The organism is Kitasatospora sp. NPDC088351 (genome assembly GCF_040685575.1).
In the GTDB taxonomy this organism is placed as follows: Bacteria; Actinomycetota; Actinomycetes; order Streptomycetales; family Streptomycetaceae; genus Kitasatospora.
This window is the reverse complement of the sequence record NZ_JBFBIL010000088.1, coordinates 1-23,438: the sequence shown is the minus strand read 5'-3', so window position 1 is coordinate 23,438 and position 23,438 is coordinate 1. Positions and strand designations below refer to the sequence as shown.

Annotated in this window: 21 protein-coding genes and 1 pseudogene; 9 read left to right on the top strand and 13 right to left on the bottom strand. The window is 70.8% G+C overall.

The window, feature by feature from the left end; all coding sequences use genetic code 11:
- The coding region (locus tag AB0P06_RS34865) for a DDE-type integrase/transposase/recombinase (protein WP_363614662.1) at nt 1–749 on the bottom strand (749 nt) is incomplete at its 3' end.
- 20 nt (nt 750–769) lie between these two features.
- Nucleotides 770–1,153 (bottom strand): hypothetical protein, encoded by a 384-nt coding sequence (locus AB0P06_RS34860; RefSeq protein ID WP_363576929.1) that lies wholly within the window; start codon nt 1,151–1,153, stop codon nt 770–772.
- Between the two features lie 190 nt (nt 1,154–1,343).
- On the opposite strand from AB0P06_RS34860, the gene AB0P06_RS34855 reads away from it, so the two are divergent.
- Nucleotides 1,344–3,623, top strand: a complete 2,280-nt coding sequence (locus tag AB0P06_RS34855; protein WP_363614660.1) for an NACHT domain-containing protein — start codon at nt 1,344–1,346, stop codon at nt 3,621–3,623.
- Nucleotides 3,624–3,755: 132 nt separating this feature from the next.
- On the opposite strand, the gene AB0P06_RS34850 is transcribed toward AB0P06_RS34855, so the two are convergent.
- The gene (locus AB0P06_RS34850; RefSeq protein WP_363614658.1) at nt 3,756–3,986 is read right to left on the bottom strand and encodes a hypothetical protein; all 231 of its coding nucleotides are present in this window, start codon (nt 3,984–3,986) and stop codon (nt 3,756–3,758) included.
- Between the two features lie 233 nt (nt 3,987–4,219).
- Between AB0P06_RS34850 and AB0P06_RS34845 the strand changes: the two genes are divergently transcribed.
- Together AB0P06_RS34845 and AB0P06_RS34840 are read left to right on the top strand one after the other, a co-directional pair.
- A complete protein-coding gene (locus AB0P06_RS34845; protein ID WP_363614656.1) occupies nt 4,220–4,501 on the top strand; it encodes a hypothetical protein in 282 nt (93 codons plus the stop codon).
- The gene (locus tag AB0P06_RS34840) at nt 4,498–4,836 is read left to right on the top strand and encodes a hypothetical protein (RefSeq protein ID WP_363614654.1); all 339 of its coding nucleotides are present in this window, start codon (nt 4,498–4,500) and stop codon (nt 4,834–4,836) included. Before AB0P06_RS34845 ends, AB0P06_RS34840 begins: the two co-directional genes overlap by 4 nt.
- 202 nt (nt 4,837–5,038) lie before the next feature.
- On the opposite strand, the gene AB0P06_RS34835 is transcribed toward AB0P06_RS34840, so the two are convergent.
- Nucleotides 5,039–5,671 (bottom strand): hypothetical protein, encoded by a 633-nt coding sequence (locus AB0P06_RS34835; protein ID WP_363614652.1) that lies wholly within the window; start codon nt 5,669–5,671, stop codon nt 5,039–5,041.
- Nucleotides 5,672–5,713: 42 nt separating this feature from the next.
- On the bottom strand, nt 5,714–6,376 hold the full coding sequence (locus AB0P06_RS34830; RefSeq protein ID WP_363614650.1) for a hypothetical protein: 663 nt from the start codon (nt 6,374–6,376) through the stop codon (nt 5,714–5,716).
- A gap of 381 nt (nt 6,377–6,757) precedes the next feature.
- Between AB0P06_RS34830 and AB0P06_RS34825 the strand changes: the two genes are divergently transcribed.
- Nucleotides 6,758–6,979 carry a hypothetical protein gene (locus tag AB0P06_RS34825; protein WP_363614648.1) on the top strand — a complete coding sequence of 74 codons (222 nt, stop codon included), beginning with the start codon at nt 6,758–6,760 and terminating at the stop codon, nt 6,977–6,979.
- Between the two features lie 6 nt (nt 6,980–6,985).
- Here the strand turns inward: AB0P06_RS34825 and AB0P06_RS34820 are convergent, their stop codons facing one another.
- Nucleotides 6,986–7,477, bottom strand: coding sequence for a hypothetical protein (locus AB0P06_RS34820; RefSeq protein ID WP_363614646.1), 492 nt, complete (start codon nt 7,475–7,477; stop codon nt 6,986–6,988).
- A 91-nt stretch (nt 7,478–7,568) separates the two neighbouring features.
- Here AB0P06_RS34820 and AB0P06_RS34815 point away from each other — a divergent pair, with 91 nt between their 5' ends.
- Nucleotides 7,569–8,936: a hypothetical protein gene (locus tag AB0P06_RS34815; RefSeq protein WP_363614644.1), complete on the top strand. Its 1,368-nt coding sequence runs from the start codon at nt 7,569–7,571 to the stop codon at nt 8,934–8,936.
- 87 nt (nt 8,937–9,023) lie between these two features.
- On the opposite strand, the gene AB0P06_RS34810 is transcribed toward AB0P06_RS34815, so the two are convergent.
- From AB0P06_RS34810 to AB0P06_RS34790, 5 genes are all read right to left on the bottom strand, one after another.
- Nucleotides 9,024–9,710, bottom strand: coding sequence for a hypothetical protein (locus AB0P06_RS34810; RefSeq protein ID WP_363614642.1), 687 nt, complete (start codon nt 9,708–9,710; stop codon nt 9,024–9,026).
- 946 nt (nt 9,711–10,656) lie between these two features.
- Nucleotides 10,657–13,071, bottom strand: a complete 2,415-nt coding sequence (locus AB0P06_RS34805) for an ABC transporter permease (RefSeq protein ID WP_363614640.1) — start codon at nt 13,069–13,071, stop codon at nt 10,657–10,659.
- Nucleotides 13,071–13,745 carry an ABC transporter ATP-binding protein gene (locus tag AB0P06_RS34800; protein ID WP_363614638.1) on the bottom strand — a complete coding sequence of 225 codons (675 nt, stop codon included), beginning with the start codon at nt 13,743–13,745 and terminating at the stop codon, nt 13,071–13,073. The genes AB0P06_RS34805 and AB0P06_RS34800 overlap by 1 nt, the downstream gene beginning before the upstream one ends.
- A 95-nt stretch (nt 13,746–13,840) precedes the next feature.
- On the bottom strand, nt 13,841–14,695 hold the full coding sequence (locus AB0P06_RS34795; protein WP_363614637.1) for a hypothetical protein: 855 nt from the start codon (nt 14,693–14,695) through the stop codon (nt 13,841–13,843).
- An 89-nt stretch (nt 14,696–14,784) separates the two neighbouring features.
- Complete coding sequence (locus AB0P06_RS34790) at nt 14,785–15,135, bottom strand: hypothetical protein (RefSeq protein ID WP_363614636.1); 351 nt, start codon at nt 15,133–15,135, stop codon at nt 14,785–14,787.
- A gap of 659 nt (nt 15,136–15,794) precedes the next feature.
- Between AB0P06_RS34790 and AB0P06_RS34785 the strand changes: the two genes are divergently transcribed.
- Both AB0P06_RS34785 and AB0P06_RS34780 read left to right on the top strand, forming a co-directional pair.
- The gene (locus AB0P06_RS34785) at nt 15,795–17,855 is read left to right on the top strand and encodes a hypothetical protein (RefSeq protein ID WP_363614634.1); all 2,061 of its coding nucleotides are present in this window, start codon (nt 15,795–15,797) and stop codon (nt 17,853–17,855) included.
- Nucleotides 17,856–18,003: 148 nt separating this feature from the next.
- Nucleotides 18,004–18,660, top strand: coding sequence for a hypothetical protein (locus tag AB0P06_RS34780; protein WP_363614632.1), 657 nt, complete (start codon nt 18,004–18,006; stop codon nt 18,658–18,660).
- Nucleotides 18,661–19,172: 512 nt separating this feature from the next.
- Here the strand turns inward: AB0P06_RS34780 and AB0P06_RS34775 are convergent.
- Nucleotides 19,173–20,159, bottom strand: coding sequence for a replication-relaxation family protein (locus tag AB0P06_RS34775; protein WP_363614630.1), 987 nt, complete (start codon nt 20,157–20,159; stop codon nt 19,173–19,175).
- Nucleotides 20,160–20,473: 314 nt separating this feature from the next.
- Between AB0P06_RS34775 and AB0P06_RS34770 the strand changes: the two genes are divergently transcribed.
- Together AB0P06_RS34770 and AB0P06_RS34765 are read left to right on the top strand one after the other, a co-directional pair.
- Nucleotides 20,474–20,962: a DUF4265 domain-containing protein gene (locus tag AB0P06_RS34770; RefSeq protein WP_363614628.1), complete on the top strand. Its 489-nt coding sequence runs from the start codon at nt 20,474–20,476 to the stop codon at nt 20,960–20,962.
- A gap of 83 nt (nt 20,963–21,045) precedes the next feature.
- A complete protein-coding gene (locus AB0P06_RS34765; protein WP_363614626.1) occupies nt 21,046–21,729 on the top strand; it encodes a hypothetical protein in 684 nt (227 codons plus the stop codon).
- A gap of 1,066 nt (nt 21,730–22,795) precedes the next feature.
- Here AB0P06_RS34765 and AB0P06_RS34760 read toward each other — a convergent pair.
- A pseudogene (locus AB0P06_RS34760) lies at nt 22,796–23,347 on the bottom strand (ATP/GTP-binding protein); the annotation flags it as partial.
- Nucleotides 23,348–23,438: the final 91 nt, after the last annotated feature.

The window sequence follows — 23,438 nt, the reverse complement described above, 5'->3', positions numbered from 1 at the left end:
GCGTGGGCCAGGGAGTCGAACCGCTCGGGGTAGTCGGACATGTACTTGGTGGTCTTGAACTGGGCCTCGCTGGAGGGGTTGTCGTTGGAGACCTTCGGGCGCGAGTGGCTTCGGGTGACGCCGAGGTCGATCAGCAGCTGGGAGACCTTCTTGGAGGTCATCGAGGTGCCCCGGTCGGCGTGCACGGTGTCGGGAACGATGCCGTTGCACGCGATGGTCTCGCGGATCAACTCCTCGGCCCGTTCCGCGGATTCGGCCGGCTCAACGGTGTGGCCCACGATGTAGCGGCTGAAGATGTCGATGATGACGTAGGCGTGGTACCAGATGCCCTTGCTGGGGCCGGCAGCTTTGGTGATGTCCCAGGTGAAGACCTGGGAGGGTCCGTCGGCGACCAGTTCGGGCACCGTTTTGGCCGGGTGGGTGGCCTGGCGGCGGCGCTCACCGGACTGCCCCCGCTCGCGCAGGATCCGGTACATCGTGGAGACCGAGCAGTGGTAGCGCCCGGTGTCCAGCTCACGGGCCCAGATCTGCGCGGGCGCCAGCTCCGCGTACTCGGGGCTGTTCATCAACTCCAATACCGCATCACGCTCTTCGGCTGTCAGGGCCGACGGCTGGACCTGCGGCGACCTTGGCCCGCGCACGGGCGGCGGCTTGAGCCTGCGGTAGTGGGTGGCCCGGGAGCGGCCGGTCAGCCGGCACGCGGCCGTGGTGCCCAGCTCGTCTTCGACGCCGGTGAACGCCTCGTCCACAACGGGATCGGCGGCGTGCCTCAGTCCGCGCTCTCGGAGATCATTTCCAAGAGCGCCGACGCTTTTCCCAGGACCTCCAACGCGGCCTTGTTCCGGGCGAGCTCCTTCTCCAGCCGTTCCACCTGTCGACGCAGCTTCTCGTTCTCGACCTCGGCGGCGGACTTCTTCGGGCGGGCCGGGCTCGTGCGGTGGTCGGCCAGGTTCTCCAGGGCCCCGGCATCGCGTGCGGCCCGCCACTCGGTGACGTGCGAGTGGTACAGGCGCTCGCGGCGCAGGACCGCACCCTTCTCGCCCTCGGGCGCGGCGTCGTACTCGGCGACGATCCGCAGTTTGTACTCGGGACTGAACGTGCGGCGCTTCGGCCTGGGAGCCGGGTCGGCTGCGGACGGATTGGTGCTGGTCATCAGGGGCGAAACTCCTACCTCGGGCCCTCTCAGGCTAACCCGACAAAGCGGGATGTCTCACCCAAGGCTGACAGAGAGGGGTCATCCGGGATGTGTGGCGTCACGGCGTGGGCACGATGCGCGCGGACCGGTGATCGGGTCCCAACCTGCGCATATGATGCGACGTCAGACACGATTCGGAGGGGTCCTAGTGCCAGCGGACGAGAAGCAGCAGGAACAGTCGGAGTTTGAGGCCGAGGTCCTGCGGATATCCCGCGCGCTCTTCGCCCCGGAGAATGAGTTCCAGGGCTCTACCTACATCGGTACCGCCGAACGTGACGGCGTCTTCGTCGGACCGGACTCAGTCACTATCGTCGAGTGCACGGTCTCCAGGCGCAAGGACAAGGCAGAGAAGGACGGCAGGAAGCTCCACGAAGCGTGCCTGGTTAAGGCCCGCCAGCACCCTTTCAAGTCCGTCAAGGGCTTCTTTGTCACGCGCGAGGAACCTACCGCCGACCAGCGCATGGTCATCAAGGGGTTCGGCCCGCCCCTCATCGCGTGCAGCTTCGCTCAGCTGCGGAGCCAGCTCGTCGACTCCTTGCGGTACCTGGAGTTGCGCGCCTCCTACCCCTTCGGCAGTGCGCGCGAGCCGAGCAGCGGCGACCACGGGGACCTCAAGCCTTACGTCGCGGTCGACCCGGTGGAGAGTGGAACCGGCGAGCCGTTCTCGGTCGCTCGCGTGGCCCAGCAGGTGAAGGACGGCAGGTCCATCCTCCTGTCCGGCGACTATGGGGCTGGCAAGAGCATGTTCCTGCGCGAGCTGTACCAGCGCCTGGCCAGGGAGCATCGCACGAACGCGTTCCGGCCCTTCCCCATTCTCCTCAACCTGCGCGATCACCAGGGCCAGGTCTATCCCGTCGAGGCTCTGGAGCGCCATGCCCGCTCCATTGGGTTCCCCACGCCCTCGCAACTGGTCCGAGCGTGGCGCTCGGGCGACGTGACGCTCATCCTGGACGGCTTCGACGAGATCGCGACCCCGGGATGGATCGGCAAGACTTCGGCGATGCGCGACATCCGCCGCCGGTCCGTCGAACTCGTGCGCCGGTTCTGCGACGAGTCGCGCGCCTCGACCTCCATCGTCCTCGCGGGGCGGGCGCACTTCTTCGACAGCGAGCGCGAGATGCGCACCGCGCTGGGCGCCGGCACCGATTCCCTCTTCCTGATAGCGGGAGAACCGACGGAGGAGCAGGCGAAGAAGATCCTCCACGCCTACGGATGGCACGACGCGCTCCCGGATTGGCTGCCCTCGCGCCCCCTTCTCCTGAGCTACCTGGGCTCGTCGAGTGCCCTCCAGGGATCCATCGAGGGCACGTTCGGCCGCTCCGCGGGTGAGGGCTGGCACATGATGCTGGACCGCATCGCCGAGCGGGAGGCCAGCATGGAGGTGGGGGTGGACGGGTTCACTATCCGCAAGGTGCTAGAACGGCTCGCCACCCAGGCGCGGCGCTCCCCAGACGGGCTGGGGCCCATCTCGCAGGACGAACTGACGTCCGTCTTCCAATCCGTGTGTGGCTACGCCCCCGACGAGGGCTCCTACCAGCTCCTGCAACGGCTCCCCGGACTCGGGGCCATGGACAGCGTCGACGGTTCCCGGCGCTTCGTCGACGTCTCCCTTGTCGACGCCGCCCGCGCGGGCGACGTCGTGACCTGCGTCCTCGAGCCGAACACGGAGACCCCGCTGCTAGAGATGACGGGCAGCATCGCCTGCCTGGACGAGGTCGGCATCGACGTAGCCGCCGTGCGGCTGGAGCGGGAGAGTGCCGCGAGTTCGGGGCTCGCCTACTCGTCCGCCAGCGCCCTCCAGCGCCGGGGGGTCTCGGACGCCGTCATCGCGGACATCATCCGGGCCGCCACGCGGCTCTGGCCCGGGGACGTGTCCCGCACGCCGATCTCCCTCCACGAGATCGAGCTCCGCAGCTTCTCGCTCACCGCCGAAGCCAAGAGCTATGACTGGCTGAGCTTCCACGACTGCGTGATCCAGGAATTGGACTTCACCGACCACGACGGATACGCGCTCCCGCACTTCCAGAACTGCCTCATCGGGCAAATGACGGGGGTAGCCGGGTGGTCAGCGCTCCAGACGAGCCATTTCGTCGACTGTGAGGTAGCCCAGTTCGACGCGCAGATGTCGACGGCCAGGGGCATCCTCGCCCTGAAGACGACGCCGATGAACAAGGTCCTGCTTACGATATTGAAGAAGGTCTACGCCCAGCGAGGCACAGGGCGGAAGGAGTCCGCGCTCTTCCGCGGACTGGATGCCAAGCACCAGGAGCTCGTCCCAGAGGCGGTGCAGCGGCTCACCGGGGCGGGACTCGTCACCGCCACCCGGTCCAGCGGCACTCGGATATACCTCCCGGTCCGGGGCATGGCGAGCCGGGTCCGGCGCATTCTCCAGGCCCCCCAGGCGAGCGCCGACAGCGTCCTCGACTAGCTCCCGGCGGACAGCCGGGCCGGGATGACGTCGGCCGAGCGGCTAGCTGCGTCAACGGGTGGATGTCCTGACCCCAGAGCGCATTCGCCAGGCCCGGCCCCGATCAGGAGGCCGGGTCCACCGGGCGGGCGATCAGGCTGCTGGTGCCTGTTCGTCGGTGTCCGGGCGGGCGGCCTGCTTGAGGGCCATCTCGGCCTTGTGCCGGTTCCCCGCGCCGACCCAGAACGGGTGCGCGTACAGCTCGGCGCCGACCGCGGAGAACGCGGACCGCGTTCTCCGCGGTCGGCACGGCGGCCCAGCCGGCCTCGGCGGTGTACCAGCGGCGCTGGAGTTCGAGTAGGTCAGCGGGGAAATCAACGGCATCAGACACGACGCCCATCGTAGGTCGCACACCCGCGTGCGGCCGACGGCACGGCACCCCGGCCGGGACGAAGCGGCGGAGGCGGTGCCGCCAGAACGGCCCCACGGACCGGCCCGGGGCGGCTACCGTCGACAGCACAGGCCCGGCCCGGCCGGGAAGACCGATACGGAGAGGGGTGGTGGGCATGAGCGCCCAGCCCGCCGAACACGGTGGGGGCCGTCTCGGACTGCCGCCGATGAACACAGTGCAGGAACTGCGGGCCGCGCTGCGGGCCGGCCACGGCTTCCCCGGTGACGCCGAGCGCCTGGACGCCGAGCTCGCCGCGCAACTGCTGCGTCGGGTACCGGTCGACCGGCTTGACCAGGTCGACCAGGTCCCCGCCGTCGTGGACCTGGTCGCCGTTGCCGAGATCATCGCTGCCTACCGCGGCCGCGTGCACTTGGCCGCCGACCCCGAGACGGCCGACGCCGTCGACCAGGTCATCGCCGACCTGCTCGCCCGGCAGGGCGCCGAGTGAGCCACCCGCACCACGACGGCCCCGAAAGCGAGACGGTCGCGGTGGTCACCGACCGCGCCGCCCAGCGTGCCAAGGAGCTCGGCGCCGGCGAGGCCCTGGAGGCGCTGTGCGCCGAGCTCGAACGGCAGCCGCGCCTCGGCCGGCCAATCCGCACGATCACCGAGGGCGGCCAGCAGGTCGAGCTGTACTCCACCCGGATTGAGGGCGACCCCGCCGCTGGCCGACCGGCCGTGAACGTGGTCCACGCCTACGCCCCCGCACCGCCGTGGCCGCCGACCGTGCGGATCGCCGCCATCGTTCCCGAGAACCCGCCCGCAGAGATGAATCCGCTGTAGCCCCACCCACATCCCGTCCTCCCGTGGGGTGGGGCGATAGCCTGCCGTCGGCGCCCGCCGGACCCGAGACGCACAACGGGCCACCACCGGCGGGCGCTTCGCCAGTCCGTCCGGCGTCGGGCTCTCGTGGCGTCAGGACGCTTCGGGCGGGGTACGTGCCAGGACCGCGCGGGCCCGGTAGTCCTCGTCGACGGCGCGCCAGTCACCCGTGACGACGTACCGGCGGCAGGCTGGCCAAGAAGTGGGCGATGTTCAGGTAGTAGGCGAAGTCGCCGTTGGCGGTGGCGTCGCGCAGGCGGGCGATGGTGGCGGTCAGGTCGTCCTCGGCGCCGCGGATGGCGTGGTGGAAGGCGAGTGCGGTTTCCAGGAGCGGGATGAGCCAGGGCAGGCCGGCGATGTCGATCTGGGCCCGTAGGGCGGTGGCGCGGTCGGCGATGTCGCGGTCGGTGCCGGCGTCGCGGACCATGGCGGCGACGTGGTTGAGCAGCACGGTGGTGCGCTGGTCGAGTGGCTCCAGGTACTGGCGGGCGAGGTCGATCTCCTCGTCGGCCCGGGTGGGGTTGGTGAACGCCGTGACCAGGGCCAGGCGGGTCTGTGCGATGGCCCGTTCACCGGGCGCGTCGTGCTGCTCGGTCTTCGCCCGCCCGTCCCGCAGGGCCTGGGCGGGCGCGGCACCGCACGACGCTGTTGTGCGGCAGCGGGCAGCGCTGCGGCCAGGACAGCGTGCTGCGGGGCTCGGGGTCGCTACCGGCGGTGCCGGGGTGTTGCCGCGCCGCCCGGTGCGGGGCGGATCCCGCACCGGGCGGCCGGCCCCGGCGGCTACCGCCCGGGGCACGGACAGTGCAGCAGCGGTCGGACGGCGGTGCTGTCCGGGAGGTCAGGCTTGGGGCAGTCGGAGGATGAGGCCGCGGGCGGTGTCGGTGAGGGCCTTGAGGGCGGCCGTGCTCTGGTCGGGGGTGAGGGCCCCGTCGGCCTGTGCATTCAGCTCGCATTGGACGTTGCTGTCCACCACGTTCAGCCACAGCTCGGATTTCCAGCTGGCGGCGTCGAGTGCGCGCTGGACCTGGAATGCCTCGTCGCCCAGGCCGGGGACATTGGTTGCGCTGCCGAACTTGATGAGGTGGGGGAGGCGGCCCCTCTGTGACTTGAGCGCCGCGGCGAAATTCTCCTCAAAGGTGCACTTCACGTAGGTGTCCGAGGAACCTGTTCCGCTGCGGGAAAAGCTCTGATAGCACTCGAACAGGGGGTTGTTTCTGGAGCCGATCTCCTGCCGAGGGGCCCTTCCGGCCTCGCCGAACTGGGCGGCCAGCACGGTGAAGTCGATCAAGGCGCAGAAGTCATGGGTCTTGCGGTAGCCGCCGGATTTTCCGGTGGCCTTCGGCGTCGGATCGTCGACGGCCGGATCGTCGACGGCCGGATCGGCTGCGGCCGGGTTGGCTGCGGCCGATCCGGAGCTTCCGCAGCCTGCCGTGCCGAGCAGTGATACGGACAGCAGGGCGGCCGCGACAATCGACCAACGCCCTTGTTTTATTAAGTACATGACTCTCCGTCGGTTGGGTTGGGAACTGTCTCGGGCAGGTTAACGGAACAGCCCCGCGCGGCCTATGGCTTCGCCGAACCCGGGGCTGTCGTCCGCCGGATCGTCGGCCTGCGGGACGGAGCCGGCAGGCCGGAGCCGTCCCGCAGGCTGCCCTGCCCCCCTATCGCGCCGATCCGGTGCTTCCGCAGCTCCACCGGTCCGCACGCCGCATGCGCGCCGTGTGCGCCCTGTTCCCGGGCGGTGGCGGTTCCTGCAGTTGGTATAGCCATGCATACGACAGGCCGTTGTGGTGCCGCCGCCGGCGGAACCACCCTCAGGTTTGCAGGGCTGGGTGTCCCGGTCTGCCCCCGGCCGGGGGTTGGGACTGCCAGACTGGTGATCATGACCGCTGACCGACGCCGCCCGTTGCGGCAGCCGTTCTCCTCGCCCATCGCTGACCCGTCCCAGGCCGGGGAGCGCCGCCGGCTGTTGCCGGTGGAGCGCTCGCCGTTCCAGCAGCCGCCCGCCGCAGCCCCTGACCATTCCCGGCGGCCCGCGGCCGACGGGCACCGTGCGCTCGGGCCGGGCGGGCTCGCCTTCACCCCGCCCGGCCCGCAGGACTGAGCCCGGCTACACCGCGGCGGCGGCGCGTCCGGTGGCGCGTCCGGTGGCGGTGGCGGCGTTCAGTTCGTCGGCGAGGAGGGTGAGCTCGCGCCCCAGGTCGCCGAGCACGCAGCCGGGCATGGCCGCGGCGAGCGCGCAGACGGCGACCAAGGCGAGCCGCTCGCCGGCGCGGAGCTCGGGCAGTGTGCCGGTGTGGGTGGCTCCGAGCAGCACGTCCGCCGCCAGGTGGTAGCGCAGCTCTTCGACGAGCTGGCCCTCGCCGCCGGGGATGACCTCGCGGGCGCTGGCCTGGACGATCGCCTCGGCCGCCTGACCCAGTACCCGGGCATGGCCTTCATCGTCCTGGCGGGCGGCGAGCCCGCGCACCCACACGGCCGCCGCCTCCCCCGCCTCGGCGGCCAGCGCGAGTGCCTCGTGCGTGGCCGCGGCCTGTTCCGCGCGCTCGTCGCCGGCGACGAGGCCGTCCGGATCGTCGTCGGTCGGCCGGGGATCGGACACGGGCAGGAAGGACGGGGCGGCCGATGTCTCATCGGACGTTGACCGCGGGCGGATCCGGGTGTGTCGGGGGTGGCGGCTAGGGTGCGGGGTCGTGGACGCTGCTGATCTTGATTACCGGGCCCGGACCTTGTCGGGCTGCATTCCTTCATCACTGGTGACCCGGCTTGTGGAGCTTGGCCATGAGCGGGAAGTGGAGTTCCAGGCCGGGCGTGGGGAGTGGTTCTGCGCGCTGGAGTGGGCGCGGCTGCTCGGCGACCGACGGCAGTACGAGCATGCGCTGGACGTGCTTGGTCCGTATATCGCGACGGGCTGGTGGCCGGCCGCCCGGGCTCGGGCCGAGTTGCTGGAAGGCTGGGGCAGGGTGCAGGAGGCGATCGAGCTGTCCCGCCCCTACGCGCAGGCCGGCGACCGGTTGGTCCTGGACTTCTTCGCGCGTCTGCTGGCCCGCCACGGCCGGGCCGCCGAGGCGCTCGCGCTGCTGCGGCCCGGGGTTGAGGACTGGTTCCTCGCCCAGGCCCTGGTCGACGTCGCCGACGCCGCAGGCCAGGACGAGGAGGTGGCGGTGCTGCTGGAAGCCCGGATCGAGGCCGCGGTTCCGGCCTGCGACGACCCCGACTGCCACCGGCTCCGCCTGGAGCCGTCCAACGCCTTCGACCTGCTCGCCACCGTCCAGGAACGGCAAGGCCGCATCGACGAGGCGATCGCGCTGCTGCACCGTCGGGAGGTTACGTCGGTCAACGGCCGGGACGCGCTGGCCGACCTGCTGGCCAGGCATGGACGGATTGAGGAACTGCGCGCTTACGCCGACTCCGAGTACCACGGGCACGCCGCGCGGAGTCTGGCCGAGGTGCTGGAGGAACGCGGCGATGAGGAGGGAGCGACGGCCGTCTACCGGACCTTCGCCGAGAAGCCCCACGGCATGTGGCGCGTTGGCCATCTCCTGTCCCAGCTTTTGGTCCGGCACGGCCGCGTCGACGAGGCGATTGCGGTGATGCGCGCCCTGGCGGACTCTCCGGGCGGCGCGGAAGACTGCGTCGTTGACGCGCTGTGCACCCTGTATGCCGAGCACGGCCGTGCCCAGGAGGCTCTGGCCTATCTCGACGCCCTGAAGGAGCGGCGTGACGGTGAGGAGAAGTGGGACTTCTTCCAAATGCGGCTTCCACTCATGGCCGACTGCGGCCTACTCGACGAAACGATCGAGCAGGCCCGGGCGCACCCCGAAGGCGGCACCTGGTACGCAGCCTGGTCCCTCTCAAACCTGCTGGCCGAGGCCGGCCGCATCGAGGAAGCCGTCGCTGTCCTCGAACAGCACCCCGGTTCCAACAACACTGTCCTGGCCCACCACCTCATCGACCTCGGCCGCATCAAGGAAGCCGCCGCTGTCCTCCAGGTCCGGCCAAGCGCCGCCCCGGCCCCCGACCCCTGGGGCGGCACCTACTCCAACGAACCGCCGTTCTGACGCCGCCCGCGCCTGCTGGTGGAGGCCGCGGTCAAAGTCCGTTGAGACTGGTCAAACTTCGTTGAGACGGGGGACAGCCGGCCTTCGTCAGGGCTGCCGGAACCGGATCAGCGGCGGGTGCTCCACGGCGTCCGGGTCGACCCGCGGATCGTAGGCGGCGAGTCCGGCCGTCCGCACCCGTTCGGCGATCCGCAGCCACTCCCGGTGGTCCGCCTCGGAGGTGAGCACCGAATGGTCGACGGTCGGGTCCTCCAGCGCCAGGCCCCGGACATGGTGGAGCTGCGCCAGCGCCTTCTCCGCCGCCCGGTCGATCTCGACCGGCGTCATCCCGTCCGCGTCCCGGCACACCAGGGCGCGGTGGAAGTGGTCCGTGTCCGGGTGGAGCTCCAGCTGCTCGTCGGCCGGGCGCAGCCAGCGGGCCGGGATGGTGTGGGCGACGGTGCCGGGGAAGGTGAGGGCCTGCCCGTCCGCGTCGGTGACGATGCCGGTGATCTCGTACTCCTGGCCCTCGGCGAGATCGAGGGCCGCGGCCTGCTCGGCGGTCAGGCGCAGCCGGGCGCGCCCGGCCGGGACGTCCCGGCTGACCACCACCGTGTCGGGCTCCTCGCCGAAGCCGGTCACCGTCACGGTGATGCGCCGCCCGCGGACCAGGTGCAGCTGCATGTTCGCCCGCCACTGCTCGGGCGTGTCTCCCGGACGGCGCAGCTGCTCCGGGAGCCGCTGGGGGATGCTCGCGATGTAGGTCTCGCCGACCACGACGTCTCCGGTGCGCATCGCTGCTCCCTTGCCGGTTCCTGTCTCCATCGTGCCCGGCTGATGCTTGTGGGGCGGCCTGTTCGGTGTGGCCGGGTGGGTGGGCCTGGAAGACTGGTGATCATGAGTTCCTCCGACCGGCGCCCGTTGTGGCAGCCCTTCGTCCCGTTTCAGGTCCCCTTCCAAACTGGCGGACCGGCGCCGACGTGCCAGGTCACAGGCGCGGACAAGGCGCCCCGCGAGCGCCGACAACTTCCCTCTGCGCCCCCCCGACGGCAGCGAAGCCGTACCCCGGGTGCCCGTACGGCCCCGGTGACGACCGCGAGCAGGCCGGCCGCCACCGCGGCAGACCCGACTCGTTGAACGGGGCGTGAGCACCTCTCCGCCCGCCCGGCGCGCTCTGGGCCCCGGCGTGGCCCGCGCCCTCGGCCCGCAGCGCTCCCCAGGCCGCCAGCCGCCGCCCTGGGGCCGCCTCGTGCCCGTCCCCGACCTCCCGGCCCACCCCGACGCCCAGCAGCCCGCCGAGCGGGCCGTGGACGCGCCCTCGGCAGCGAGCTTGCGCAGGATGGCGCGGGCGCCCTTCTGGTCGACGTCGTGCCCGGCGTCCTGGAGGGCCTGGGTGGCTCGCTGGGCGTTCCACGTGCTGCCGGACCTGGTCCAGCGAACACCTCACCCAGGGCGGCATCGTCGTCCGCACCACCTGGCACGAGCCCGCCTGTACGACCGGGGGCCAGCCGTGACCGCCCCCGCCGAGCAGGCCTCGACCGCCCAGTTCGAGCCCGGTGGCGGCGGGCGTCGGGGAGACTGTGGTGCTGGCCGCGATGGGCTGGCTTGTTGCAGGGTGGCGAACTTGGCCAGGCCCTCTGCGCGGCGCGCCCCCTTCGTGTGGCGCGGTCCAGCCGAAACAGGGCCCGCGCTGTGGGAGCGCGGGCCCTGTGGGCAGGTGGCGGATGTGTCCTGTCGCGGGTTACTCGCGGTGCAGGAACTCCGCCTTGACGCCTCGGCCGAGGGCGGGGAGCGCGCTCAGCCCCGCCACGGCCGCGCCGGCGAGTGCGATGGCGGCGACGGTGCCGAGCCCTCCGAGCGGGATTGCCCCCGAGGTGCCTCCTGCACGTCCGTAGGCTCGTCCGACCAGGATGGCGAGGCCCAGGGCCAGGGTGATGCCAGTGCCGTACGGGATGAGCACTTGGAGGAGTTGGGCGCGCCGCATGGTGGGCAGTGGGACGCCGACCACGGCCTGGAGGGCGACCTCGCGGCGGCGTTCGATGGCGCGGTCGATCGAGCCGACGGCGATGGCGGCACAGGAGATCGCCAGGACGAGGACGGTCCCGAGCGTGAGCAGGGCGCGGAACAAGGGGAATTGGTACTGCGCTTCGAGCGCGATGTCCGGGACGGAGACCGTCAGGCTCGGGTCCACCCGGGCGGCCGCCGCGTTGAGCGACTCGAAGGTGGACCGCTCGCCGTCGGTGACGATCAGGTACGTCGTGGCGGGCAGGGTTGCGGCGGACAGGCCCGGTGTGCTGGGCGGCAGCAGCATGTCGGCCGCCACCGGGGAGCCGTCGGATACCGCGTTGCGGTCGGGGACCGTGAGGGTGCGGGTGGGTGCCGCCACCGTGACGGGGCTGTCGGCGGAAGCCGCCGGAGCCAGGGACAGCGGCGCTCCGTTGTCGAGCCCGGTCGGCTGCCCGGACTGGGCGAGCCAGTACGCGGTGCCTTCCTCGCAGCTCTGTGGCGCCTTCTTGATCACGGCGGACAGTTCGGCGCAGGTGAGGACGACGGCGTTGTGGATGCGCGGGGGCGTTTGAACCGTGCCGGCAGGCGCCCCGGACGCCCCACCCGGGATGCCCTGGGCGGGCGTCACCGCGACGGGTGCCATCGGCGTCTGGAGGCGGCGTACGGGGACGACCGAGCGCACGCCGGGGATGTCGGCGAAGGCGGCGGCCGCCAGCGGTGTGCCGTCTGCGCTCGTCGCCGGCCCCTGGTAGACGCCGGGGGCCATCACCTGCGCCCAGGAATCGGCGTCGGTGCGGGACTGGATCGCCGCGAGCATCGACTGCCCGAAGGCCCCGGCGAAGACCAGGAGGACCAGTCCGGAGACCACCCGGGTGGCGGCGGCGGCCTCGACCTCGAGCCGCCGGGCACCGAGCAGGACGGCGATCGACCGGGTCACCCGCCCGAGGAGCACGCCGATGCTCCGGGCGATCAGCGGAGTGCCGGCCGCGAGACCGATGAACACCAGCAGCAGCCCGGCGGCCATGGTGAGCAGCATCGAGGTGTTCGGGTCGCCGCGCTCCGGCGGAGAGCTGGCCGCCGCGTACCCGCTGACCGCAACGCCGACGGCCAGCGGTGCCAGCCGCCAGGGGGACGGCGCCTTCGGCATGGCATCGGCCCGTCCGGCCCTCGTGGTGGCGGTGACCCGCCGTACCGCGACGGCCCCCACGCCGACGGCAAGGATGGGAACCGCCAGCAGCAGTGCCGCGATCTGCCACAGCGGGGGCTGGAGGTCGGCGGAGTACCAGCCGTAGCCCGCGACGGTCCATCGGGAGGTGAACGGCAGCAGGGCCTCGAAGATCGCCAGGCCGGCGAGTGCACCCAGCGTCGCCACCACGGCGCTCTCTCCCGCGTTCACCACCTGCGCCTGGCGCGGCGTCACCCCGAGCAGGCGGAGCGCGGCCAGCCGCCGGTCCCGCGTGGCGGCGGAGAGCCGGGCGCAGGAGGCGAGGAACAGCAGGACGGGCGTGAGGACGGCGATCACGCCGACGATCAGGGTGATGGTGTTCTTGCGGGCGTCCGCGACGGCCCCGGCCTCGGCCACCACCGCTGGGCCGGTGACGTGGTGCGCCTGCGGCCCGTACCCTGCGGGTTGCTGCGCCAGGGCGCCGGGGGTGCTCCCGACGCCGACGTATGCGAGCAGTTCGTCCGGCTGCAGCAGGCCGTCGGCGGTGATCGTCTCGGTGGCTCGGCCGGGCAACCGGTCGCGCAGCGCCTGGTTGCCCGGCTCGTCGTAGAGCGCGCGCAGTGCGGGCGAGAGCGCCACCTCACCGGGGGCTGGCAGGCGGTTCAGGCCGGGCGGCGGGGGGGCGACGGCCTCGGGGACGAGCTGGCGTTGCAGGGGTCGGCCGTACCAGCTGTCCGACACGCTCTCTCCGAGCAGGCCGCAGCCAGCCGCCGGACGATCGTCCGTGGCCGCGCAGATCACCGTCCGGGCGTCGGCCCGGTCCGCGCGGTGCTGCAGCATCCCCGGGACGGCGATCGCCAACAGCAGGACGACCACGCCGAGTGCCGTACCGCCGGCCATCAGGGCGACCCGGGCCCAGCCCGAGCGGCCGTAGCCGCGCACCAGGCGGACGCCTAGAAGCAGGGGGTAGAGGCGGGCCCGCATCACACCCGCTCCTTCGTCCCGACCACCCGGCCGTTGCTCATCACGATCTCGCGGTCCGCGCAGGCCGCGACGCGCGCCTCGTGGGTCACGACGACCACGGCCGCGCCCTGCTCCCGGGCAGCTGTGGTCAGCGCGGTCAGTACCCGCTCGCCGTTGACCGTGTCGAGCGCGCCGGTGGGCTCGTCAGCGAAGACGACCTTCGGACGGTGGATCAGGGCCCTTGCAACTGCGGCCCGCTGGGCCTGCCCGCCGGAGATCTGGGATGGGCGCTTCGCGGCGAGGCCAGCGATCTCCAGCCGCTCGAGCGCCTCTGTCGCCTGCCGTGCGGCGTCCTTGCGGGTCACCCCGGCGAGCCGCAGCGGGAGTGCTACGTTCTCGAGTACGGATAGTTCGGGGATCAGTTCGCCCAGTTGGAACACGAAGCCGAAGCCCCGGCGGCGCAGTGAGCTGCGGCCCGCCTCGGGCAGGTTGTCGATCCGCTCGCCGTCGAGGTGGACGCTGCCGCCCTCCGGGACGAGGATCCCCGCCAAGCAGTGCAGCAGTGTCGACTTCCCCGAGCCGCTCGATCCGGTCACGGCCACCACCTCCCGCGGGGCGACTGCGAACGAGACCCCGTCCAGCGCGCGGGTCGTGCCGAAACTGAGGCTCAGTTCCTCGGCTACCAGAAGATTCATTGCCTGCCCTCTCGCGTTTTTACAGGTGCGTGGCGATCATCTCACCATTCAGAGGCGTCGGCCCCTCGTTCAATAAACGGAGTTCAGCACTCCGATTATGGCGACGAGTATCCAGCCGCCTCGATGAAGACCTCCTGGTACACCCGGTCCAGGCTCTGAGAGCAGGGGAACGTCGTAACGGCGGCAGAGACCTCTTTCTGGCGGAACTCCTGATACTTCGAGTCCGCCTCTGCCCGGGCCTGGATCTCGCCGTTCACATATGGCGTTCCATCGGAATTGCTTCCATGCAATTCATTCATGACTCCTTGGTACTCGCCGCGCAGTCGCTGGATGAGAACCAAGCGGCTCGGGTAGTCATAGCCGCGCTCCTTGGCGCAGGTCATCCACTCCTGCCCTGCTGCGCGATAGCGAGAACTCGATGTGACCTTCTTGTCGATCTTGTTGTAATCCGAGTTCCCCTTGTCTACGCCGAACTCTTGGCCGGCCTTTTCCCGGGAGTTGTCGGAGCACGAGGACAACGCTTGGTTATAGCGTGTGACGGCCTCTTCGGAGAGTGATGCGGTGTAGCTGTCGTTCTCGTGGCTGGGCAGAAAGCTGGGCCATGCGGCGATCCCGAATCCATGCTTCTGTGCGTACTCGAGGCTGGAGAAGTCAGTGGAGGTCTCGGTGTCGATCAGGCTGCGCGGGTTCTTGGGGACGTAGTGGAGCCCGTGGGCCGGCATGCAGTCCGCGATCAGCTGTTCGGTACGTGCCGCGAGGTCTAGGTTGAACTGCGCGTCCTCGCTCCGCGGGAGCACCCCTGCCAGGGCCAGGGTCAGGCGGTGGGCTTGGGTCGTCTGGGCGGGTGTCAGCTCGGTGGCGCCAGACCTCATCACGAAGACGGTCACGGTGCCACCGAGGACGACCGCTGCGGCCAGCGCCAGCACAAGGACTTTCTTGGATGTACTCATGATTCTCCTTTGGCGCTGGCCGCAGCGGTCAGATGTCACGGGAGGACCTGCGGGCCTTCCTCAGATGTGCCGCGTTCTGAGGGAGGCGCTCAGAAGTCCGCCCCGACGCCGACGAGCGCGCGGTTGTAGGTCCCGTTGGCGGAGCAGTCGTAGTGCGAGGTGCCGCCGTTGCTGGCCCGGATCGTCGACTGGTACCAGTTGGTCTCGCCGTTGCCGCGCTGGCACTGGGCGCGGTCCTGCGCGCTGCCGGTGCCGGTGACCTTGATGATCGACTGGAGGCCGGCCTGCCCAGTGGAGAACTGGGCGGTGGTGCCGCTGTAGGTGAATGCGAAGCCACCGGTGGAGCCAGGGAAGTCGACGACCTGGCCGGCCGACGCCTGCGTGGCGCCGATCCCCAGAACGGCGACGGCCGCGGCGGCGCCCACAGCCGTACGACGCATTACTGCCGAGAGACTCATTGAGTTTGCCCTTTCGCTCATTGTGGTCTGTGCTGCTCGGCGTGGCCGCGCAGCACAGTAACTTGACACAGACGGCTGAGCCCAGACCCTCGGACGTCTCCGAATTTCGAACGGGCAAATTAAGCACCGCCAATTCGCGGGGGCGCTGCCCATGGTGCGGCGCCCACGAATAAAGACTACAAGATGACCTGCTTGGTGGGCAGACGTTTTCCGGACAGTGGGCGTGCATCGCGGGCCGATTGTCCGAGTTGGTGGAAATTTACAGGAATAGGTGACGTGGAAAAATCTATACCATTGCATTGCAATTGGATTGAATGGACATTCAGTGCCTGACCCGCTGTCATCGATTCATATCGGGCGTAAGACGGGCCGGGTAGATCGCTGAATTCGATCTTCCGCTTACGTGAGTTGTCCGGATGCTCTGCACTGCCCTGATGTCCACGCCCTCGCCCGGCACCCGGAAGGACCGTTCGCCGAGTGCGGGAAATGCGGCTGGACGTTCGACACGGACTTCGCGGACGGCGACTGGGTCGAGACAGATCACCACTGCGCCACTGACCAGTAGCCCACCGCCCACGGGGCGGCCCGGACATCGGGCCGTCCCTCACCCGTTCCCCCGCCGACCCGGAAGGCATGCCGCGATGACCGACACCACCCGCCCTGAGCCGGACCCCGCCGCTGCGCTCGTGCGGCTGGAGCTGTTCGCGTACCGCAGCCGGCCCGTGCCCGCCTGCCGGGACCTGGGCCGGGCGGTCCTCGACTCCCCGCTGGTACGCGGCTCGATGTGGCTGCGCTGGTCCGGCCACGACGGCATCCGCACCCTTCATCACGGCGCCGGCCTCGCCCGCGGTTGGACCGAGCGCGACGTCGACGGCCTGGACGGATGGGTGGCCCAGGTCGACGGCCGGATCGTTCACAGCGTCCGCCCGGGCAGCCTGCCGGAGCCCGTCGTGCACGCCGAGGAGTGGGAGGCTGGCGCGACGCTGCACGCCGCCCTCGCCCAGCACCCCAACCGCACCGACCACGCCCAGGACGAGCCCGACGACCAGAAGCACGCGCTGCTCGGCGACATCCCGGCCCGGGTCCGCCGCCGGGCGGCCGGGATGACCCTGGAGAACATCCAGCAGGCCCTGCACCGGGCCCGGGACGACGAGCGCACGGCAGACCGGTACGCCGACGCCGGGGACGAGACCGGCATCGCCACCGCGGCCGCCATCCGCGCCGAGTGGCAGCGTGTACGCGACCACACCGCCGAGACCCGGGCGGAGCGCTACGACCCCGACCACGACACTGCCCTCCGGCACGCGCTGCGCCGTGAGCGCCACCGCCGCGACGTCGCCGACCGCTCCGCTGAGGCCGAATACCTCGCGATGCAGCGCGCTGACGTCGCGCACCGCCGCGTCGCCGGTACCGCCGCCCAGCCCCTCTACACCGCCCTTGGCTGCGCCGGCCTCTACGTGCTGACCGACGCCGACCACGAGGCCGTCCGTGACCTCACCCGCGACCTCGACCCCGCCACGCCGCAGGCCGACGCCCCCACCGCCCCCGCCGAGGCGCCGCCCGGGCGCCGGCAGCGGCTGCTGGCGGGCGCCGACGCGGTCACCGCCGCCACCATGGCGCTCGCCGACGCCCTTGACCAGGGCGACGACCCCGACCGGACGGCGGCCGCGCTTCGGCTGCTGCTCGCGGCCGCTGCGGAGCTGACCGACCGCGCCACCGGGGAGGTCGGACCGGTGGCCGGTGCAACGAAACCCCAGCCCGCCGACGGGGGACAACCGGCCTTCCCGGAGCCCCGCAACGAAGACTTCCGTCGCGGCAACGAAACCCCGCCCGTCCCGCGAGTGCCCGCAGCGCCCGCGTTCCGTGGCGGCAACGAAACCCCGCCCGCCGCCAGCGGGCCGGTGCCCGCACCGGCCCGCCCGGCCCCCGCCTTCACGGTCGCCCACCCGGACGACAGCGACCTGCAGCCCGACGCGGTGCTGCGCGCCACCTCCGACCCGGTACGCCGCTTCGGCCCCCCGGACCGGTCCGACGACCTGGCTCTGACCTTCGGTCCGGGTTGGACGACGTCGTCCTGGTCGACGCCGCAGGCCGCCGGCGTCCACCAGCTGCACCACCGCGGTGTGCGGGTCGGCTGGGCCGCGCTGCTTGGTGATGGTCCGTGGGGTCTGGGCGGGTGGATCGGGGTGCTGCACCTGGCTGACGGGCGTGCCGAGCCGCTGCTCGGCGGCCTCGGCCGGCCCCGCACCCACCGCGACTGGAGCGAGGCACTGGACGCCCTTCGGAGCGCCCGCGTCACGCCGCCGGCAACCGCCGCGCGAACGCCCGATGCCGCGCGTCCGGCTCCGCGGACCTCCGGGTGGACCGGCCCGCGCGCGGCCGAGCCGGGCCTGGTGACGGTGCCCCGCGACCCGGTCCTGCGCGGCATGCCCGACAACGACGCCCACCGCGAGCTCGACCCGGCCGTCTTCGGCGACTACTGGAAGCTGCTGGGCTGGACGGTGCAGCCAGGCGTGTGGCTGGTGACGGCGGAGGGCCACGCGGTGGGCTGGGTCGAGCGGGGCGTGGCCGGCTCGAAGCAGTGGGTGGCGGTGTACGAGGGCTACTTCCTCGGCGACTCCCTCACCCAGGAGCCGATCCTGCACGACACCCCCGAGCAGGCCGCCCACACCGTCATGAAGGCGTACCTGGAGCAGGTGTGACCGGCCCCCCTGTCCTGGGCTTCCCCGACGACCGGGCGGTGCCGGTGGTGATCCCGGGACCGGCGCGTCCTACCAGTGGCGCTGACCGCCCGCATGATGTTCATGGGAACGGAAGTCGTCGGTGGGTGCGGCGCGGCATAGTGCGGGGGTGACCGCGACTCCCGCCCGCCTGGACCTGCCCGCACGCCGACGCCGCCACGCCCGGCTGATTGCAGCCCTGACCGCCACGGTCGGGGCCTGCGCTTCGGCGGCGCAGGCGCTGTACCAGCCCGTCGCCGACGCCCTGCCTGGGCAGGAGACGGTCGTGGTGGACCCGCTGCCGGTCGTCTACCTCGGCCGCACGGCCGTCCCGCTGCTGGAGGCGGCCCGGGCTGAGGACGACGCCCGGTGGCCGGCCGCCGTCGCGAGGGAGCGGGAGCAGGCCCAGCGGACGAGCGCCGCGAGGGTGGCGCTGGCGCGGGCCGAGGAGATCGTGGAGGAGCCTGGAGCGTCCTGGCCCGTGCCGCTGCCGACTGCGGAACAGAGCGCGGTCATCGACCTGGCCGGCGCCGGTGACCAGGTCGCCGAACTCTGGCGAGTCGACCCGGCCCAGGCCGTCGCCTTGGTGAACGCGTTGACGGCCGGCGGGGAGTTCACGGCGGCCGAGGTCCTGGACGCGGCGGTCGACGCGGCCATCGGCGCCGGGCTGCTGGCGCTGGCCGACGCGGGCACGGCGTCCGACCCGAGCATGATGGCCGAGCAGTGCCTGGAAGCCGCCCCGTACCTGGTGCTCGCGGTGGCCCTGGCATCCGCCGACCTCGACTGAACGACTGGCCACGCACTTGCCTCTTGCTACTCGGGCCTGCTACTCGGGCTTGCTACTCGAGGTTGTGCCAGCCCCTGCCGCCGAGAATGCTGTTTCAGCAGTTCAGAACCCGTTTGTCCATGGGTTGCCGGGAGCCGACTACTTCTCCCTGGACCTTCTGCTGGTGCCGGGGAGCAGCCAAGGGCCGCAGCTGGTGAGGAGTCGGAGTCGGTGAGGAGCAGGCGCGCAGAGCAGGAGCGGAGACGAGATCCCGGCAACCTGATGCTGCGCGCCGACGGCGTCTTGGGTTGTCCGCTGCGCGGCGGCCCGGCGCCGTCGCTTCGCGACGCCACCGGCCGGAGGAGGAGGGCGGGGAGTCGACGTTGTGCTCCCGGCCGCGGCCTGCCGTCACCTTGATGGTCTCCCCGCGGCTCGAGCCGATTCCTTGATGGTCCGCCCCGGCGCCCAGCGGACACCTTGATGGTCGGCCCCAGGACCGGGGCCGGCCATCAAGGAATCGGCGTCGCTGCCGGTCAGCGCCCGCTGCCGGTCAGCTCCCACCAAGGCACGGCATCGGCGTCCGGATCGACCAGCGGCCACCAGACCGCGCCGTCGTACCCCTCAGTCTCCAGGTCCTCCAGCCTGGCGGCGCCGGCCGGGACAGTGGCGAGCATCCTGGCGACGTGCCGGTCGCGGGCGTGGAGCTGAAGCTGGCCGACCCGGTTGAAGAACCCGGTCTCGCCGGTGCCGGTGAGGACGAACAGCAGCCTGGGAAAGCGCGTGTAGCGGCGCTCCCAGATCGGCACCCCACCCTGCTGGGCCTCCGTGGTGCCGGACCGCACCCCGGCCGGCAGCGGCGCGGTGGCCCAGTAGCGGGCGTAGGCGTTCAGCTTCGACGCCAGCCGCTCGGCGCCCATGGTGCCCCGGTCGACCTCGACGAACGCCCGCAGCCGCCCGACGCCGTCCGGCTCGTTCACGCCGTAGTAGACCAGCCCGTCCGGGCGCACCGTGCCCTCGCGGCCCTCGGCGAAGCGGTGGGTGATCTCCGGGATGAAGTCGAACGGCCCGTAGAGGTGGTCACCGCGCCTGCGGGCGTCGGCGAGGAACGCCAGGTGCGTGCGGACCACGTCCAGCTGGTGCCACAGCGTGTACTTGAACGCGGTCTCGTCACCGGGCAGCCGCGGGGCGGGGATGTCCGCCAGCTCGGGGAAGGCGCCGGCGATCCTCGCGCCGTGCTCGGTCAGGAACCAGCCCTTGGCCCGCCCGGACTGCGGCAGCACCAGCTCCGCGGCCAGCCCCTCCACGCGAAGCCGACGCAGCCGGGCCCGCATCTTCTCGATCCCGGCGTCCGGAGCGGCCAGCCGGCGCAGCTGCTCGGCGGTGGCGATGCGGAACTGGAACAGCGCGGCCATGACGACCCAGGTGATCTCCACCTCCCGCGTCTCGCCGTCCGGCTCCGCACCGGTCCGCGCCCTGGCCCTCGTCCTGGTCCTCGGCTGGGCGCTGTCGCTCGTCGTCATCGCAGGGGTTCCCTCCGGCTGGGCACGGAGCCGGTGCTCCGCGCGGTCGCCGTAGGCAACCCCGCACACCTTGACGTATCCCTTGGTGAACAGCCCCCTTGGCCGCAACGATCACGTAACGGCCGCCACCAACGTTGGTGGCGCGCCAGGCCACCAACGTTGGTTGACGTGTCTCAGTGAAGGCTGGCCGTGTCTCAGCGAAGTTGGATCGTCACTCGTCTGTCTCAGCGAAGGTTGACGGCCTGCCGCTCTGTCTCAACGAGGCTTGACCGCCCAGCTCAACCCCGATGCAAGATGCCGCTGGCGGTCCGAGCATGATTGGCGCCGTGGAGAACGCGGTCGAGAAGATCAAGGTCTGGTTCCGGTTCGTCCCCCGCGAGGGCTGGTTCCTCCAGGACACCGAGGGCCTGTGGGCGACAAAACTCAGTGCTGCCACGGCCGTGATCGAGAACGCCCCGTTCCTGCAGGACGGTGTGGCCGAGGGGGACGTCGTGCAGTTCCAGACCGACTCAGATGGGCTGCACTGGGCTGTCGGGCGGGTCAGTTCAGCCGGCAACTACACGGTTCGCGTCGTGCCCGTCCCCTCGGGGCCGCTGGGCCGCAGCCCCCAGGCGGTGCATCAACGCCTGGCTGTCTTCCACCTTGGCGGTGAGGTTATGAGCGCGGACTTCCCCATGGTGGCCTTCAACGTCCCGGCAGACGCGGACTTCGCCGGGATCAAGGCATTGCTGAGTCAAGGACAAGACGAGGGCTGGTGGCACTACGAGGTCGGCTGCGGCACTGACGAATGGTGGAACGCCTGACTCAGTGCGTCCGCTGACGCAGTTGCTCTTGCTGAGAGCGGCCCGAACCCGCCGCCCCTCCAACTGCTGGGTAGCGTCACCCTGTGAATCTCAACCTCTTCAACGATGTCCCTGACGGCCTGACTCAACGAGCCCGATCTTTCGTCCGCGCGCACGGCGTCAAGGTCGACGTCCAGTCGGTCGAGGAGCACAGACAGTGGTGGCTTGAGCGAGACATCCCTGCGGCGGTCATCGACCGGATGGCGGCATACCAAGAGCGATGGGGCGGCTTGGTCCTGCCGCCCGCACCCAAGTACGACGGCGGACCCAGGTACCTCGAAGCGGACTCGCCGGAGGGCTCGCCCTCCGAAGGGTGGTGGTTTGAAGCCGGGATGCAGCGGACCGCGGTCCCTTTCTCGTTCATGATCGGGCCGTCCGGTGAATTCGGCATTCACACAGGTCAGTGGGCGCCCCTCCATGCCACCGTCGAGGGCTGGGTGGAATCGCTCGCCCTGGCTCACCACGCGTCCATGTGGGCAAAGAAGATCGTCATGGTCAACGGCGACGATGTGGACGGCATCGTGCTGGATGGGTATGAGCCAGTGCACGAAGTGATGGGCGTGGCCGACACCTGGTGGCGAGGGGCTGACTCATTGGTAGCGATCTATTCAGGGGAGGCCGAGGCTGTCTCCTTTCCGCAGGGCCGCGCTGCGATGATCTACTCCGGCTTGGATGAGTGGGGCCTGCGGGGCGGCGTCAAGGACGGCGTCAACGAGGCGCCGCTGTAGCGGTTCCGGTTCAGGGTTTGGCGTGCCTGGCGGGACAGTGGCAGCGGTGGGAGAAGCGATCGATCGCGGAACTCTGTCCGCCAACGAAAGGCTTGATGGCAGCAGTTGGGCGAGCACCACTGGCGAGTCCTGCCGCCCATGCTGCGAGGGCGACTAGCTATCGACGTCCCGCAAACTGGACATTCCTTCGGGTCGTTGCGGCACTGATCGATGTGCGTGTTAAGACACGCTTCCGAGCACCATGGGTTGAGCCGCCGGGGCTTGTAGCGATCGCCGCAGCCTCTGCAGGTCTGTGTTCCTTCGGCGAGGGCTTCAGCGATAGCTCTTTCGCGTTCGGCCTCTTCGGCCTGGTGCCGGCACTTGTCCGAGCACAGGGTTCGAGGGCGGCCGTCCGCGAGGGCGAACGCCAGGCCGCCGCACTGGGTGCAGGAGGTCGGTGGGGGCATCGGGGTTCGGATCCAGCGGCGGGTTCTCCGGGTGCAGCGTCTTGAGCAGGCTCGCCGTTTTCTCGGCTGCGGCAGATATTCGCCGCAGCCGGGGCAGGTCTCCGCCAGTGGGTCTTCCCCGTCCGCATCGCTCTCGCTTCGACGTGGCAGCGGCTGACCGCGGCGGCGGCACTCGAACGCGAAGCGTCGACAATCGCTGGAGCACAGGTATCGTCGCTGCCCGATCCGGTAGTCCATGGGCTTGCCGCAGACGTGGCAGGGCGTCGTCCGCCGGTAATGCGAGTTGGTGAGGCGACTGCGTTGGCGGCAGTTCGTCGAGCAGGTCCGGGGTTTGACGCCGAAGCTGGACATCGGGGTCATCGGTGCCCCGCACTCGGAGCATTGCGTCGTCTCCAGGATTCGCCGGAGCTGGACCGGGTCGCGCCCGGTGACAGCGGCGAGGCGGTCCCAGGACGGCGTCCCTCTGCGTTGTGGGGGGTCTGTCAGGAATGTGCGCAGGTAGCCGGGCTTCAGGTGGTTCGCTTTGGCCAGGCGGGTGATGAACGTTCGGCCGCCCTCGCCGCTTCGCGGGCGGACTTGGAACGGCAGCTGACGGATGGGCACCTCGGAAGTCGGCCTGGTCACTGTTCTGCGTCCCGGCGCTTGCGGCGGGAGGCGATGTCCAGGTCGACGGCCAGCAGGCCCGCCTTGGTGATCTTCTCGGTGCGGGCGAGGATGGCGTCGACGGCGGCCCCGCGGATCTGGTGGGAGAGAGTGCCGATCATGCCGCCGGTGCGGGTGTGGAGGAAGCGGTCCAGACGGGTCAGGGCGCCCTTCTGATGCTCGTGCAACACGAGATTGGTCTCCATCTGCGCGACCAACGCCTTCCACTCGGCGTTGTAGGGGAAGGCGTGGGTGGCCGTGGAGGTGAAGCGGGCGGCGATCTGGTCTCCGCGGGTGCCCGACAGCAGGTCGCCGCCCTCGATGTCGATGCCCGCGTAGGCGAAGGTGGCTGGGATCCGTTCGGAGAAGTACTTCAACGTGTCCGAGACATCGGCCCCGTGGCGGGTGGTCAGGGATATGTTGTGGATCTCGTCGACCAGGATCAGGCCGGTCCGGGCCTTGGTGCAGACGCCGACGACGGCCTCGGTGAGGTCGGTGATGTTCGCGCGTCTCAGCACCGGCAGACCTAGGGCGCGTATTCGGTCGTGATCAACGGGTCCGGGTGAGGTCCTTGATCCAGATCATCGCGCCACGGAGGTGGAGGCCGGCGAGGTAGCTTTC